Source organism: Vibrio sp. Hep-1b-8, assembly GCF_006124995.1.
Lineage (GTDB): Bacteria > Pseudomonadota > Gammaproteobacteria > Enterobacterales > Vibrionaceae > Vibrio.
On the sequence record NZ_QEWN01000127.1, the window covers coordinates 15,541 to 30,321 of the forward strand.

Here is a 14,781-nt window from a genome sequence, read left to right on the forward strand (position 1 = left end):
ATTTGATTCTGGGCATAAGTTTGACTCCCTTACGTTAATCGACACTGTTTAGATTCTAAGCCATTCTAGATAAAAGTACCCATGGATGGTGACTTTGCTAAGGTTTAAAGAAAAGGCGAACCAAACGGTTCGCCTTTTTATTCAAGTTAGTTTCCAACTCGGTTATCTGTGATCAACGAGATAATTAATCTTCGTAATTCTCGATACTTGGACAAGAGCAGATTAGGTTACGGTCACCGTAGACATTGTCTACACGGTTAACGGTTGGCCAGTACTTCCAGCTCTTAGTCGCAGGTGATGGGAAGCAGCCTAGCTCACGCGAGTAAGGGCGGTCCCATTCATCTTTCGACAGGTCAACTTGAGTGTGAGGCGCTTTCACTAGAGGGTTATTATCTAGTGGCCACTCACCATTTTTGACTTTGTCCATCTCTTCACGGATAGCAATCATGGCATCACAGAAGCGGTCAAGTTCTTCTAGGTCTTCAGATTCTGTTGGCTCAACCATCAGTGTACCCGCAACAGGGAACGACATCGTTGGCGCGTGGAATCTGTAGTCCATAAGACGTTTAGCGATATCTTCTTCGCTGATGCCTGTTTCTTCTTTAAGCGGACGAATGTCGATAATACATTCGTGAGCAACGCGGCCGTTAGTACCACGGTAAAGTACAGGGTAGTGAGGGCGTAGACGCTCCATCACGTAGTTTGCGTTTAGAATCGCGACTTTTGTTGCTTCTGTTAGACCCGCTTCACCCATCATCGCGATGTAAGCCCAAGAGATTGGCAGGATTGAAGCACTACCTAGATCCGCAGCAGATACCGCGTAGTCGTTGCCTTCAACACCATTTTCGATGTGACCAGGTAGGAAAGGTGCTAGGTGTGATTTAACACCGATAGGACCCATACCAGGACCACCGCCACCGTGTGGGATACAGAACGTTTTGTGTAGGTTTAGGTGTGAAACATCTGAGCCGATAAAGCCTGGAGACGTTAAGCCCACCTGTGCGTTCATGTTGGCACCGTCTAGGTAAACCTGACCGCCAGCCGCGTGAACCATTTCACATACTTCTTTCACTTGCTCTTCATACACACCGTGCGTCGAAGGGTAGGTGATCATGATGCTTGATAGGTTTTCTGCGTGCTTTTCGATTTTAGCGGCTAGGTCAGCCATATCGATGTTGCCTTCGTCATCACACTTAACAACGACGACCTTCATTGACACCATAGACGCTGTTGCAGGGTTAGTACCATGTGCTGAGCTAGGGATCAGGCACACATTACGGTGCCCTTCGCCACGGCTTTCGTGGTAGCGCTGAATCGCGATAAGACCTGCGTATTCACCTGATGCACCAGAGTTTGGCTGAAGTGAGAACGCGTCGTAGCCAGTGATTTCACATAGCTTCTCTTTTAGGTCTTTAGCTAGAGCTGAGTAGCCTGCGGCTTGATCCATTGGTGCGAATGGGTGAATTGAGCCAAATTCAGGCCATGTCACTGGGATCATTTCAGCAGCAGCATTAAGCTTCATTGTACAGCTGCCAAGTGGGATCATACCGTGTGTTAGCGAGAAGTCTTTGTTCTCAAGTTGCTTCAGGTAACGCATCATTTGCGTTTCGCTGTGGTGCGTGTTGAACACAGGGTGAGTCAGGTACTTAGATGTACGACGCAATGCTTCTGGAATCGCGGCAAATTCGTTGCTAGCAATTTCTGAAGAAAGGGTATTCACATCTTGGCTAACTGCAAATACTGCAAATAGTGCTTCGATATCCGACGTGGTTGTTGTTTCGTCGAAGCTGATGCCTAACTTACCATCAAGCTTGCGCAGGTTGATGTCAGCGGCTTGCGCTTTCGCGTATAGCTCGTCTGTTTTGTCTGCCGAGTTGATAGTGATGGTGTCAAAGAAACTGTTGTGAGCCAGTTCAAAGCCGGATTTGTTAAGGCCGGCCGCAAGTATCGCTGTCATGTGGTGAGTACGGCGCGCGATAGTACGCAGACCTTCTGCTCCGTGGTAAACGGCGTAGAAAGAGGCCATATTCGCTAGCAGAGCCTGTGCAGTACAGATGTTCGAGGTCGCTTTTTCACGACGGATGTGTTGTTCACGAGTCTGCATTGCCATACGTAGCGCTTGGTTGCCGTTGGCATCGATAGAAACACCGATAACACGGCCAGGCATCGTACGTTTATGTTGGTCACGTGTTGCCATGAATGCAGCGTGTGGGCCACCGTAGCCCATTGGTACGCCGAAGCGTTGAGCACTACCGATCACTACATCAGCGCCCATTTCACCCGCAGGTTTAATAAGAGCCGAGGCGAGTAGGTCGGTTGCAACCGTTACTAGAATTTTGTTTTCATGTGCTTTAGTGATGATGTCAGTCAGATCACGAACTTCACCCGTTGTGCCTGGGTACTGAAGTAATGCACCGAACACGTCTTGGTCAGCCAGTGTTTCAACTGCGCCAACTTGAACATCGAAACCGATGTATTTAGCACGAGTTTTGACGACTTCAAGCGTTTGTGGATGAACGTCATCAGCAACGAAGAAAACGTTGCTCTTGCTCTTACCTGCACGCTTACACAGAGTCATTGCTTCGCCGGCTGCTGTTGCTTCGTCAAGCAGTGATGCGTTCGCAATGTCCATTGCAGTAAGATCCATGACCATCTGCTGGTAGTTAAGCAGTGCTTCAAGACGACCTTGAGAAATCTCAGGTTGGTATGGCGTGTACGCAGTGTACCAACCTGGGTTTTCTAGCACGTTACGTAAAATTACGTTTGGTGTGAAAGTGTTGTAGTAACCTTGACCAATAAAGGTACGCTTAATTTGGTTAAGGTTAGCAAATTCGCGCATGGCAACGAGCATGTCTGCTTCGCTTTTTGCTTCTGCAAGCGTCATTGGCTTTTCTAGGCGAATTTGCGCTGGAACGGTCTCTTCGATCAATGTATCTAGATTCGCTACGTTGATCGCTTCCAACATTTTTTGTTGGTCAGATTTGTTTGGTCCATTGTGGCGTGCAACGAACTCATTTTGTGTGCTGAGGCTTTGAAGTAATTCAGTCATTGTCCTTTACCTACTCCATCATTCGGGTAACGGATTACAGCATTGCTGATAATATTGATTATACGTCCGAACGTTGAAAAAAAGCTGCCACCTAAACGGGGCAGCTTTGCTGTATTCCTAATTACTCGTCTTCGATTGAGTTTAGGTACTCTTCTGCGTCTTTTAGATTGTCTAGCTCTGATGGATCAGACATCTTCACTTTAACAATCCAGCCGCCTTCATAAGGTTCTTCGTTAATAAGCTCTGGGCTGTCTTCTAGATCTTCATTGATTTCAACGATTTCGCCCGTGATTGGGGCGTAAATGTCCGACGCTGCTTTTACAGACTCAACAAGTGAGAAGCTGTCGCCTGCTTCGATTTCGTCTTCAACAGCAGGCAAGTCTACGAATACAACGTCGCCTAGCATCTCTTGTGCGTGCTCCGAAATACCGATAGTTACTGTGCCATCACCGTTGTCACGAACCCATTCATGGCTGTCTGCAAACTTCAGTGTGTTGTCCATTGCTTATTCTCCAAAAAAATAACTGTATTAAATTGTCTATTGGTAAAGTGGGAAGCGAGCGCAGAGTGTTTTTACTTCTTTGCGAACACGTTGCTCTACTTCAGCGTTACCTTCTGGGTTTTCAACTAACCCGTCTAGTACATCGCCAATCCAGTTACCGATGAGTTTGAATTCTTCAGCGCCAAAGCCGCGGCTTGTTCCCGCAGGCGTTCCCAAACGGATGCCCGATGTAATCATAGGCTTCTCTGAATCGAATGGGATGCCATTTTTGTTACATGTGATCCCAGCACGTTCCAGAGCTTCTTCCGCTTTGTTGCCTTTTAGCCCTTTCGGACGAAGGTCAACCAGCATTAGGTGCGTATCTGTACCGCCAGTCACAATGTCACAACCGCGAGTTTGCAATACTTCCGCAAGAACTTTTGCGTTGTCGATCACTGAATCTATATAAGTTGCAAATTCAGGACCTAATGCCTCACCAAATGCGACAGCTTTAGCTGCGATAACGTGCATTAATGGGCCGCCTTGAAGGCCAGGGAAAACGGCTGAGTTGATCTTTTTGATGATCTCTTCGTGGTTGGTCAGAATCATGCCGCCGCGAGGGCCACGTAGTGTTTTATGAGTTGTGGTCGTCACCACGTGTGCATGCGGTAGTGGGCTAGGGTGAGCGCCCGTCGCGATTAGGCCAGCAATGTGTGCCATATCGACCATTAGGATTGCATCCACTTCGTCTGCGATTTCGCGGAACTTAGCGAAATCAATCGTGCGTGGAATCGCACTACCGCCTGCAATAATCATTTTAGGCTTGTGTTCAACCGCTAATGCGCGAACATCTTCATAGTTGATTTCAAGTGTTTCACGGTCAACGCCATACTGTACTGCGTTGAACCATTTGCCTGAAAGTGCAGGGCGAGCACCGTGAGTCAGGTGACCACCTGCGTCTAGAGACATACCTAGGATGGTATCACCAGGTTGAAGTAGAGCCAGTTTTACCGCACCGTTTGCTTGAGCGCCAGAGTGAGGCTGAACGTTGACATATTCACACTTGAACAACTGTTTTGCGCGTTCAATAGCGATAGACTCAACCGTATCTACGTGTTCACAACCACCGTAATAGCGGCGGCCAGGATAACCTTCTGCGTATTTGTTTGTTAAACACGTTCCTTGTGCTTGCATTACCGCTTTAGAAACAATGTTCTCAGAAGCGATAAGCTCAATTTGTTCGTTTTGACGAGTGAACTCGGCTTGGATGCCAGCGAATACAGCATCATCAGTAGCAGCAAGGTTAGTAGAGAAAAAGTTCTCTAGGCTATGATTTTGAAACGGTTTGTTCATGGTAGATGACCTTCCATTCGTGCCAACGAGATTTTTATATACGCTAATTGGTTCTCGTCAGTTCTACTTCTTTGTCTGCTCATTTCTATGCACGAGCAGGGTGAATTTCCATACCCCAAAATAGCGGGGAAAACTGAAACCAAGGGTTAAATTCCTCAACATTTGGCTTCCGAAACAACATCTCTACAACTAACAAGTTGGTAACATAACGGTTGTGAAAGGAACAATCAACCAAAAATTTCCTATTGGAAACAAGGTTTCTATTTTTGTTAACAAGAGCACGGTTTATTTCTCATTCGAACCTTTCTTCCACTTTACGCTTCGTGCACAATGAAAAATGAGACAGGAAGTAGTAGAAATTAAGAGGGAAATATGCCCGAAGATATCTTTGATGATTATCCATCTTTGACTCTGGCCAAAGAGGCTGAAGAAAACATTGAACCGCTAAAACTGGGGCAGCGAATTAAAGATATTCGTGGCAAGTTGGGCATTACATTAGAAGAGGCGAGTCAGCGTACAGGGTTGGCGCGTTCGACGTTAAGTAAAATCGAGAATGAGCAGATCTCTCCAACCTTCCAAGCGATGCAGAAATTGGCATCTGGATTGCAGATAGATATGCCGCAACTGTTTGAACCACCTAGAAAAAAGGTGGCAACAGGGCGTAGAGATATTACCAAGGCAAATCAGGGTAAACCGCATCCTACACCTACCTATGAGCATGAGCTTCTGGCTACGCAACTATCTAACAAGAAAATGATGCCATTTAAGAGTCAGGTCCACGCTCGAAGCTTTGATGAGTACACCGATTGGGTGCGACATGACGGAGAGGAGTTTCTACTGATTTTATCTGGTTCAGTAATGTTCTATTCCGAATTCTATGAACCAGTAGAAATGCATGCAGGTGATAGCGTCTATTATGATGCCAATATGGGGCATATGTTGGTCTCAACCAGTGAGCAAGACGCGCACATTTTGTGGGTTACTGCAAAGTAACGTGAACGGTTTGTTAATTTCTTATAGTGAATGCAAACGGTTGCTTTTGGGTTGAGCATGAATACAATACCGCCATCTTGACGATTTGTTCGTCAAGGTGGCGTTTTTATTTTCAGTCTTTATTGTGAATATGATGTTAAATGTCACATTTTGAACGGTTCTGATCTTGTTAATCGTGCAAATTCTATCTACTCGTGTTTATTATTGGAAACAAGGTTTCCTTGAATGGAAAACGAACCTGACTAAATGGAGACAACAATGACTCAAGAACTACTCAAAACACCTTTGCACGCACTGCACGTTGAAGCTGGCGCAAAGATGGTACCTTTCGCTGGTTATGATATGCCAGTTCAGTACAAACTTGGTGTTAAAAAAGAGCATCTACATACGCGTGATGAGGCAGGCCTGTTTGATGTGTCGCACATGGGACAGCTTCGTCTTCATGGTGAGGGCGCAGCGGAGTTTCTTGAGTCACTGATTCCTGTTGATATTATCGATCTGCCTTCTGGCAACCAGCGCTACGCGTTCTTTACCAATGAACAGGGCGGCATTATGGATGATTTGATGGTGGCTAACTTAGGCGATCATCTATTTGTTGTTGTCAATGCGGCATGTAAGCAACAGGATATTGACCATCTGGAAGCGCACCTACCGTCTGGCGTAGAGCTGGAAGTGATTGATGATCGTGCTCTTCTTGCGCTTCAGGGCCCTAAGGCTGTAGACGTTCTCAAGCGATTCAACCCACAAGTTGCCGATATGCTTTTTATGGATGTGAAGAAGCTAGAGATTCTTGGCGTAGAGTGTATCGTTAGCCGCAGTGGTTACACGGGTGAAGATGGTTATGAAATCTCGGTACCGAACACCCATGCTCAAGAGCTGGCGCAAAAACTGACAAACGAAGAAGAAGTTGAGTGGATTGGTCTCGGTGCACGTGACTCACTTCGTTTAGAGTGTGGTTTATGCTTATACGGTCATGATCTTGATGTAACCACATCACCAGTGGAAGCAAGCCTACTTTGGGGTATTCAGAAGGTTCGTCGCATCGGTGGTGAGCGCGAAGGTGGCTTCCCTGGTGCAGATATCATTCTAAACCAGATTGAAAGTAAAGATGTTTCTCGCAAGCGTGTTGGTCTAGTCGGTCAAACTAAAGCGCCAGTTCGTGAAGGTACAGAGCTGTTTGACGCTCAGGATAATAAAGTGGGTATCGTGACGAGTGGTACTGCTGGTCCTAATGCGGGTAAGCCAGTTTCTATGGCTTATGTGCGTGCAGACCTTACTGCTATTGGCACAGAACTGTTTGCAGATGTACGTGGTAAGAAGCTACCAATGACTGTTGAAAAAATGCCATTTGTTCCGCAAAGGTATTGCCGAGGTTAACATTTCGTGACCAAAATAAATTCTTGTGATAAAACCTCTCAATTCTGAGAGGTTTTTTTATACTTATATAGTACCCAAGTGCTATGGAGAGCGAGCCGTGATTCGAAAGTTAGCCGTTTTACTTTCTAGTTTATATGTAACCAGCGCTTATACCAGTGTTGAAATTACGCCATATGTAGTAAATGGTAATGGTATTAGTGCAACCAAGTATCCCTCTTTTACGAGTCTCATGTACGATCGTATTGATTATGATCGTATATATGGTACGTCGCCGTACTGTGGTGCCACGCTGTTAACACAGTACTATGTACTGACGGCGGCGCACTGTATTTATGGCGATACCAACACCCAGCTGTTTACCTCAGTCGTTCCCCAACTTCAGAATGAGTCGGACTTTCCCAACGCTATCACACAGCGAGTGATGGTGAGTGAATACTATTACCCAGACAACTACAACAACGATACTTTAGCCAATGATATTGCTATTTTGAAGCTGTCCCAGCCTATTACCGCCGTGTTCGATTACGCCGATCTCGCAAGCAGTACCGATGCTACCAACTATCGAGGTATCAGTTCAGATGATCCTTTCTTTGCGGTTGGTCATGGTAATACCCAGTCTGGTTATGACGATAGCGAGGCTCTTCAGGAAACTCTGCTGCGCTACGTTAGCAATTCGAACTGTGATTTATACAATGTCGATACGTCAGCGAATTTATGCATGGACGGAGCGTCAAGCCAAAATGGTCGTGATAATGCAACCTGTCAGGGGGATTCCGGTGGCCCATTATTCTGGAACAACAAGCAGGTAGGCATTACCAGTTTTGGTCCAACGACTTGTGGTGATATGAGTGTGATTGCCAATTCAATATTTACAGAGGTGTCAGACCATCGGGCCTGGATAAGTTCAGTACTCAATGGTTCAGAAACGCCAAAAGTGACGGTCAACGATGCGCAGCGAATCAGTTACCTCAATTCGATAAACGCAAATAGCTCGGGTGGGGCAAACAGTTGGTTGGGACTACTTATCTTGAGTGGTATTGCTCTATGGCGTCGTAAGTCTTCTTATCTGCAACAGCGTAGTTAACCGTCATTCTTCTGGTATGATTTTTTTGTTGTTGTGAATCGCCTAACAGATAACTCGGTGTGTTCTCAAAAATAAGAAATTAGTTCTAAGCCCATGATTACCATGAATTAAATGGCGGTAGTTTAATTCACTTGCTTAATCAACATGTTGACTATTTAGTTCTAAACGATAGTTTTAATTTATCAACAACGTGTGCAGGGACCCATTATGACTAACCGTGATAACGACAAGATTACTCTGATTTCTGATGTAAGCATGCAATCTAAACTGCTTAAGGACTCTTTGGAGAAGGGCTTAGGATTACAAGTTAGCATAGTGACAGCTGATACTTTGCAAGCAATGGATGAAGGGCAGGGGCAATTAGATAGCTTAGTGCTTATTGATTACCACTATTTGGATGATAGCAAGTTTGAGTACTATAGCAGCGCCAAATCTTATAGCGATGCTACGATCAAAGAAATTGTTTTCAATTGCCCAATTGATGCGTCTTCAAGCCAACTGTTTAAATGGCGCAATTTGGTTGGGGTCTTTTACCTTGATGACGAAGTTCCTCTGCTGCTTAAAGGCATGGAAAAAATAATGAGAGATGAGATGTGGCTATCGCGAAAAGTCGCGCAAGACTACATCGAGCATTTCCGCTGTGCCAATACAGTGACCACGTCTCAGGCTTATGCCAACCTCACTAAACGTGAGAAGGAGATCATGCGTTTACTTGGTCACGGTGCGTCAAATATCCAAATTGCAGACGAACTGTTCGTCAGTGAGAATACGGTTAAAACGCATCTTCATAATATCTTTAAGAAGATCAATGCGAAAAATCGCCTGCAAGCCTTGTTATGGGCTAATAACAACATTTCGCTAGAAGAGCGCGTTTAGTTTTACAATCTCATCTCAATCAATGAAATACAAAGGTCTGGATAACACCAGACCTTTGTTGTTTAGAATACGCAATGTTTCGCGTAACTGGTCGCTTCATTGGCGCTCCAGTCACCTTTTGGTTTATCTTCGAGATCACTACACCAAGCTTCGCTTCCAACCGCATCGAGTAACACACAGTGCTTAGCGTAATCGACGGTACCTTGAGCGTTCCATTCACTTTTTGGTTTGTCCGCCATCTCGTCACACCACGCTTGAGTACCCACCTCAGCTTTGCAGGCATTTAGTGCAAGAAGAGTGACTACAGAAAGTATGATTTTCTTCATTTTGTTTTCCAAAGGTTGTCAGTGGACGTCACTATACCTAAAACGGTCGGGTTTGGTGTTTGGGGAATGAAAAAATAAAGAAAATAGCCTATCGAAACGTTTCGATGGCGTGATCTGAATCACTCTGTACGAACAATAGTGGTTGCCAAAGAAGATCAAATTCACACTCTACTTATCTCGCTCTCGAATTTATTAGGTGAGCGACTATTATTCTATCGAAACGTTTCGATGAGTTTTTTCTCAATAACAAATCTGATAGTGAAATCAAGACTCACCATTTTGTAAACGTGTATTTGATAGGTCGATGAGATGAAGAAAAGTACCCTAATAAATTCTGAGCTTTCGTACTTGGTAGCGACGTTAGGTCATACCGATGAGATAACGATTTGTGACGCAGGATTACCAATACCAGACGAGGTTCAGCGTATTGATTTAGCCCTGACACATGGTGTTCCGTCGTTTATGGAAACCGTTAAAGTGATGTTGTCTGAATCTCAAATTGAAGGCGTAGTGGTTGCGCAAGAATTTGCAACGGTTAGTCCAGAACTCCATGAGGCGCTGAAAGTTGAGCTACTTGCAGAGAGTGTGCGTTGCGGTAAAGAGATCTCTATTTCCTATGTGTCACATGAGGAATTTAAAGCGCGTACCCGACAGAGTCGAGCAGTCGTTCGTACGGGCGAGTGTACTCCTTATGCAAACGTCATATTTCAAGCGGGCGTGGTTTTCTAACCCTCGCAATAGTAAGGAAGAGTTATGACTCAAGCTATCCTACAGTTGAGCTCGATTGAGAAAGCATTCCCTGGCGTTAAGGCGTTAGATAAGGCGAGCCTGAATGTCTACCCTGGGCGTGTCATGGCCCTGATGGGAGAGAATGGTGCCGGCAAATCGACCTTGATGAAAGTACTGACTGGTATCTACAGCAAAGATGCGGGCACCATTCAATACCAAGGCCAAACCGCAGCATTTAAAGGACCTCGCGACTCTCAAGAGGCGGGCATCAGTATTATTCACCAAGAGCTGAATCTGATCCCTGAACTGACGATTGCCGAAAACATTTTCCTTGGCCGTGAGTTTACCAACGCGTTTGGTGGCATTCAGTGGCACAAGATGTACCAAGAAGCCGATCGGTTGCTTGGCCGCCTTAACGTTAAACATCCATCAAGCACCTTGCTTGGCGAGCTTAGCTTGGGCGAACAACAGATGGTTGAAATCGCGAAGGCACTGTCGTTCGAATCAAAAGTCATCATTATGGATGAGCCGACAGACGCGTTGACTGATACTGAAACAGAGTCGCTGTTTAATGTCATCAACGAGTTACGCGCTCAAGGATGTGGCATTGTTTACATCTCTCATCGTCTCAAAGAGATTTTTGAAATTTGCGATGATATTACCGTTTTGCGTGACGGCAAGTTCATTGGTCAATGTCAGGTGTCGGATACCGATGAAGATGGCCTAATCGAAATGATGGTTGGGCGTAAGCTTGATGAACAATACCCACGCATTGATGTCCGCCATGGTGAAACCTGCCTTGAAGTGATTGGCTTAACGGGTTCAGGCATCCAGGATGTGAGCTTCACGCTCAAACGCGGTGAGATCTTGGGTGTATCCGGTCTTATGGGCGCGGGACGAACTGAACTGATGAAGGTGATCTACGGAGCACTGCCAAGTGAACGAGGTGTCATCAATCTCGACAATAAAACCATCAACCCAGTCAGCCCACAAGATGGCTTGGCGAATGGGATTGCGTACATCTCTGAAGATCGTAAAGGAGACGGATTGATTCTGGGGCTTTCGGTCAAAGAAAACATGTCTTTATGTGCGCTCGATAAGCTGGCAAAAGGTGGTCGAATCCAGCACCAAGACGAAATTATTGCCGTTGAAGACTTTATCAAACTTTTCAACATCAAAACACCGACACGTGATCAGATCATTGGCAACTTATCAGGCGGTAATCAGCAGAAAGTGGCGATTGCGAAAGGCCTAATGACCAAGCCGAAAGTCCTAATTTTGGATGAACCGACACGCGGTGTAGACGTTGGTGCCAAGAAAGAAATCTATCAACTGATCAATAAGTTTAAAGCCGACGGTATGAGCATCATTCTTGTCTCGTCAGAGATGCCGGAAGTTCTGGGTATGAGTGACAGAATCATAGTGATGCATGAAGGACGAATTAGCGGCGAGTTCAATGCTAAAGACGCCGATCAAGAAAAACTACTCGCCTGTGCCGTAGGCAAAAAGATTAACGAGGAAGCAGCATGAGTACCAATACCATGAGCAAACCAACACAAACAAACGGCAAGAAGCTGTTTAGCAAAGAGTGGTTGATTGAACAAAAGTCTTTGATCGCACTTCTATTCTTAATTGTCGTCGTATCGTTTTTAAACCCGAACTTTTTTACCGTTGACAATATTCTCAACATTCTACGCCAAACGTCCGTCAATGCAATTATTGCGGTCGGTATGACATTGGTCATTCTTACGGCGGGTATTGACCTTAGCGTTGGCTCGGTACTGGCACTTTGCGGTGCGTTTGCCGCGAGCCTTATCGCAATGGAAGTGCCTGTCCTGATTGCGGTGCCAACCGCTCTGCTAGCGGGTGCCGCACTGGGTGCTATCAGTGGTGTCATTATCGCTAAAGGCAAGGTGCAAGCGTTTATCGCTACCTTGGTAACCATGACTTTGCTTCGTGGCGTCACTATGGTTTACACCGACGGTCGTCCTATTTCTACAGGCTTTACTGATACGGCGGATGCGTTTGCTTGGTTTGGTACGGGCTACGCACTAGGCATTCCAGTACCGGTTTGGTTAATGGTGATTGTGTTTGCTGCTGCGTGGTATCTGCTGAATCATACCCGTTTTGGTCGCTACGTCTACGCCTTGGGCGGTAACGAATCGGCAACCCGTTTATCTGGTATCAACGTTGATCGTGTAAAAATTGGCGTATACGCCATCTGTGGCTTACTCGCTGCATTGGCAGGCATCATCGTGACTTCTCGACTCTCTTCTGCTCAACCGACTGCGGGTATGGGCTATGAGCTAGACGCTATCGCTGCTGTGGTATTGGGTGGCACTAGCTTGATGGGAGGTAAGGGCAGAATTATGGGAACCTTGATTGGAGCACTAATCATCGGCTTCCTCAACAATGCGCTCAACCTACTCGATGTTTCGTCTTACTACCAAATGATCGCGAAAGCAGTTGTTATTTTGCTTGCGGTACTGGTCGACAACAAAAACAAGTAAATCATAACTAAATAGAGCCAAGTGACGTGTCTTGGCTCGCCCTACACAAGGACTGAGAAAATGAAAAAACTCGCAACTTTAATCTCTGCAGCACTACTTTCTTCAACCGTTTCTGTATCGGCGCAAGCACAGGACACGATGGCAATCGTACTGTCGACGCTGAACAACCCATTTTTTGTAACGATGAAAGATGGCGCAGAAGCGAAAGCTAAAGAGCTAGGTTACGACCTGATTGTTCTGGACTCACAGAACGACCCAAGCAAAGAACTATCAAATATTGAAGACTTAACCATTCGTGGTGTAAAAGCGATTCTGATCAACCCAACGGATTCTGATGCAGTATCGAATGCAATTCGTATGGCAAACCGCTCTAATATCCCTGTTCTAACACTAGACCGTGGTGCTAGCCGTGGTGAAGTAGTGAGTCACATTGCCTCAGACAACATTGTTGGTGGCGAAATGGCAGGTAACTTCATCGTTGAAAAAGTGGGTATGAAAGCGAAAGTTATCCAGCTTGAAGGTATCGCGGGTACATCAGCAGCTCGTGAGCGTGGCGAAGGTTTCATGAACGCGGTTAAAGGCAGCGAAATGGAAGTTCTTGCGAGCCAACCGGCAGACTTTGACCGTACTAAAGGTCTTAACGTGATGGAAAACCTACTCGCGGCTAACCCAGACGTTCAGGCTGTGTTCGCTCAGAACGATGAAATGGCTCTTGGTGCGCTACGTGCGGTTCAAGCTTCAGGTAAAGATGTGATGATTGTCGGCTTCGATGGTACTGACGACGGTATTGCAGCGGTAAACCGTGGCAAATTGTCTGCAACTATCGCGCAGCAACCGGACCTAATCGGTGCGCTTGGCATTGAAACCGCGGATAAAGTACTGAAAGGTTCAGCGGTTGAAGCGTACATCCCAGTACCGCTAAAAGTGATCACTAAATAATATCGCTTAGCCCTCCCGCCTAAACAGGGTGCGGAGGGCGAATAGCCATGAGCTTTGTCGCAAAGTTTATCGCTATTACTCCTGTTCACATTTGCAAGGCTCAATTGAGCCGAGGATTACCTTATGAATAAGTTAGTGGTTTTAGGTAGTGTTAACGCTGACCATGTTCTTCAAGTGCCTTCTTTTCCTCGCCCTGGCGAGACGCTTCATGGTCGTAATTACCAAGTTATTCCCGGTGGGAAAGGCGCAAACCAAGCGGTGGCTGCTGCACGTCTTAATGCGGATACCGGTTTTATCGCCTGTGTTGGGGATGATGCTTTCGGTATCAATATCCGAGAAAATTTTAAGATGGATCGCATCAATATCGCTGGTGTCAAAATGGAGCCAAACTGCCCAACTGGCATTGCGATGATTCAAGTCTCTGATAGTGGTGAAAACAGTATCTGTATTTCTGCTGAAGCCAACGCCAAACTGACCGCTGAAGCGATTGAATCCGATTTGGAGCGCATCCGTGGTGCAAGATTCCTACTGATGCAGCTTGAAACACCAATGTGCGGTATCGAAAAAGCAGCCAGTGTTGCAAAAAGCGCCGCAACTAACGTGATTTTAAACCCAGCTCCAGCGCGTGAACTGTCTGATCAACTGCTCGCTTGTGTTGATGTGATTACGCCGAATGAAACCGAAGCAGAAGTGTTAACAGGCATCACGGTGACTGACGACGAGAGTGCGCAAGCAGCCGCAAATGCGTTACACCGTAAGGGCATCGAAATTGTTTTGATTACCTTAGGTGCTAAAGGTGTGTGGTTGAGTGAGAATGGCCGAGGCGAGCTGATCTCGGGCTTTAAAGTCGACGCAACGGATACCACTGCCGCAGGAGATACCTTTAATGGGGCATTGGTCACTGGTCTGTTGGAAGATTTACCTCTAAAATCAGCAATTAAGTTTGCTCATGCAGCGGCGGCTATCTCAGTAACTCGGTTTGGTGCACAGACATCAATCCCAACCAGAGAAGAAGTGGATACATTTTTAGCCGAACACAGTGAGTCGTAGAGATCGTTATTTGA

At 46.0% G+C, this 14,781-nt stretch carries 13 protein-coding genes; 9 read left to right on the forward strand and 4 right to left on the reverse strand.

Annotation, left to right across the window (positions count from 1 at the left end; genetic code table 11):
- Window positions 1–184: 184 nt before the first annotated feature.
- The 3 genes from gcvP to DA100_RS16750 form a co-directional block, all read right to left on the reverse strand.
- Entirely contained in the window at window positions 185–3,049 is a 2,865-nt protein-coding gene (gene gcvP / locus DA100_RS16740; RefSeq protein ID WP_138973170.1) for an aminomethyl-transferring glycine dehydrogenase, read from the reverse strand.
- A gap of 121 nt (window positions 3,050–3,170) precedes the next feature.
- Entirely contained in the window at window positions 3,171–3,551 is a 381-nt protein-coding gene (gene gcvH, locus DA100_RS16745) for a glycine cleavage system protein GcvH (RefSeq protein ID WP_138973171.1), read from the reverse strand.
- A 36-nt stretch (window positions 3,552–3,587) separates the two neighbouring features.
- On the reverse strand, window positions 3,588–4,883 hold the full coding sequence (locus DA100_RS16750) for a serine hydroxymethyltransferase (RefSeq protein WP_138973172.1): 1,296 nt from the start codon (window positions 4,881–4,883) through the stop codon (window positions 3,588–3,590).
- A gap of 372 nt (window positions 4,884–5,255) precedes the next feature.
- Here DA100_RS16750 and DA100_RS16755 point away from each other — a divergent pair, with 372 nt between their 5' ends.
- The 4 genes from DA100_RS16755 (at window position 5,256) to DA100_RS16770 (ending at window position 9,213) form a co-directional block, all read left to right on the forward strand.
- Window positions 5,256–5,876: an XRE family transcriptional regulator gene (locus tag DA100_RS16755; protein WP_138973173.1), complete on the forward strand. Its 621-nt coding sequence runs from the start codon at window positions 5,256–5,258 to the stop codon at window positions 5,874–5,876.
- A gap of 258 nt (window positions 5,877–6,134) precedes the next feature.
- Window positions 6,135–7,253 (forward strand): glycine cleavage system aminomethyltransferase GcvT, encoded by a 1,119-nt coding sequence (gcvT, locus tag DA100_RS16760; protein ID WP_138973174.1) that lies wholly within the window; start codon window positions 6,135–6,137, stop codon window positions 7,251–7,253.
- 100 nt (window positions 7,254–7,353) lie between these two features.
- Window positions 7,354–8,337 (forward strand): trypsin-like serine protease, encoded by a 984-nt coding sequence (locus DA100_RS16765; RefSeq protein WP_138973247.1) that lies wholly within the window; start codon window positions 7,354–7,356, stop codon window positions 8,335–8,337.
- 207 nt (window positions 8,338–8,544) lie between these two features.
- A complete protein-coding gene (locus DA100_RS16770; protein ID WP_138973175.1) occupies window positions 8,545–9,213 on the forward strand; it encodes a LuxR C-terminal-related transcriptional regulator in 669 nt (222 codons plus the stop codon).
- Window positions 9,214–9,275: 62 nt separating this feature from the next.
- On the opposite strand, the gene DA100_RS16775 is transcribed toward DA100_RS16770, so the two are convergent.
- Window positions 9,276–9,539 carry a DUF3012 domain-containing protein gene (locus DA100_RS16775; RefSeq protein ID WP_138973176.1) on the reverse strand — a complete coding sequence of 88 codons (264 nt, stop codon included), beginning with the start codon at window positions 9,537–9,539 and terminating at the stop codon, window positions 9,276–9,278.
- A 309-nt stretch (window positions 9,540–9,848) separates the two neighbouring features.
- Here DA100_RS16775 and rbsD point away from each other — a divergent pair, with 309 nt between their 5' ends.
- The 5 genes from rbsD to rbsK all read left to right on the forward strand — a co-directional run bounded on the left by rbsD (window position 9,849) and on the right by rbsK (window position 14,767).
- Window positions 9,849–10,268 carry a D-ribose pyranase gene (gene rbsD, locus DA100_RS16780; protein WP_138973177.1) on the forward strand — a complete coding sequence of 140 codons (420 nt, stop codon included), beginning with the start codon at window positions 9,849–9,851 and terminating at the stop codon, window positions 10,266–10,268.
- Between the two features lie 24 nt (window positions 10,269–10,292).
- The gene (gene rbsA, locus DA100_RS16785; protein ID WP_138973178.1) at window positions 10,293–11,798 is read left to right on the forward strand and encodes a ribose ABC transporter ATP-binding protein RbsA; all 1,506 of its coding nucleotides are present in this window, start codon (window positions 10,293–10,295) and stop codon (window positions 11,796–11,798) included.
- On the forward strand, window positions 11,795–12,778 hold the full coding sequence (rbsC, locus tag DA100_RS16790; protein WP_138973179.1) for a ribose ABC transporter permease: 984 nt from the start codon (window positions 11,795–11,797) through the stop codon (window positions 12,776–12,778). Before rbsA ends, rbsC begins: the two co-directional genes overlap by 4 nt.
- A 60-nt stretch (window positions 12,779–12,838) precedes the next feature.
- A complete protein-coding gene (gene rbsB / locus DA100_RS16795) occupies window positions 12,839–13,717 on the forward strand; it encodes a ribose ABC transporter substrate-binding protein RbsB (RefSeq protein ID WP_138973180.1) in 879 nt (292 codons plus the stop codon).
- Window positions 13,718–13,840: 123 nt separating this feature from the next.
- Entirely contained in the window at window positions 13,841–14,767 is a 927-nt protein-coding gene (rbsK, locus tag DA100_RS16800; protein ID WP_138973181.1) for a ribokinase, read from the forward strand.
- Window positions 14,768–14,781: the final 14 nt, after the last annotated feature.

Bases quoted from the DNA above. Each gene is read 5' to 3' on its own strand.
- DA100_RS16770 (WP_138973175.1), top strand. From the start codon at position 8,545: ATGACTAACCGTGATAACGACAAGATTACTCTGATTTCTGATGTAAGC.
- DA100_RS16750 (WP_138973172.1), bottom strand. From the start codon at position 4,883: ATGAACAAACCGTTTCAAAATCATAGCCTAGAGAACTTTTTCTCTACT.
- gcvT (WP_138973174.1), top strand. From the start codon at position 6,135: ATGACTCAAGAACTACTCAAAACACCTTTGCACGCACTGCACGTTGAA.
- rbsA (WP_138973178.1), top strand. From the start codon at position 10,293: ATGACTCAAGCTATCCTACAGTTGAGCTCGATTGAGAAAGCATTCCCT.
- DA100_RS16755 (WP_138973173.1), top strand. From the start codon at position 5,256: ATGCCCGAAGATATCTTTGATGATTATCCATCTTTGACTCTGGCCAAA.
- rbsD (WP_138973177.1), top strand. From the start codon at position 9,849: ATGAAGAAAAGTACCCTAATAAATTCTGAGCTTTCGTACTTGGTAGCG.
- rbsK (WP_138973181.1), top strand. From the start codon at position 13,841: ATGAATAAGTTAGTGGTTTTAGGTAGTGTTAACGCTGACCATGTTCTT.
- gcvH (WP_138973171.1), bottom strand. From the start codon at position 3,551: ATGGACAACACACTGAAGTTTGCAGACAGCCATGAATGGGTTCGTGAC.
- DA100_RS16775 (WP_138973176.1), bottom strand. From the start codon at position 9,539: ATGAAGAAAATCATACTTTCTGTAGTCACTCTTCTTGCACTAAATGCC.
- gcvP (WP_138973170.1), bottom strand. From the start codon at position 3,049: ATGACTGAATTACTTCAAAGCCTCAGCACACAAAATGAGTTCGTTGCA.
- rbsC (WP_138973179.1), top strand. From the start codon at position 11,795: ATGAGTACCAATACCATGAGCAAACCAACACAAACAAACGGCAAGAAG.
- rbsB (WP_138973180.1), top strand. From the start codon at position 12,839: ATGAAAAAACTCGCAACTTTAATCTCTGCAGCACTACTTTCTTCAACC.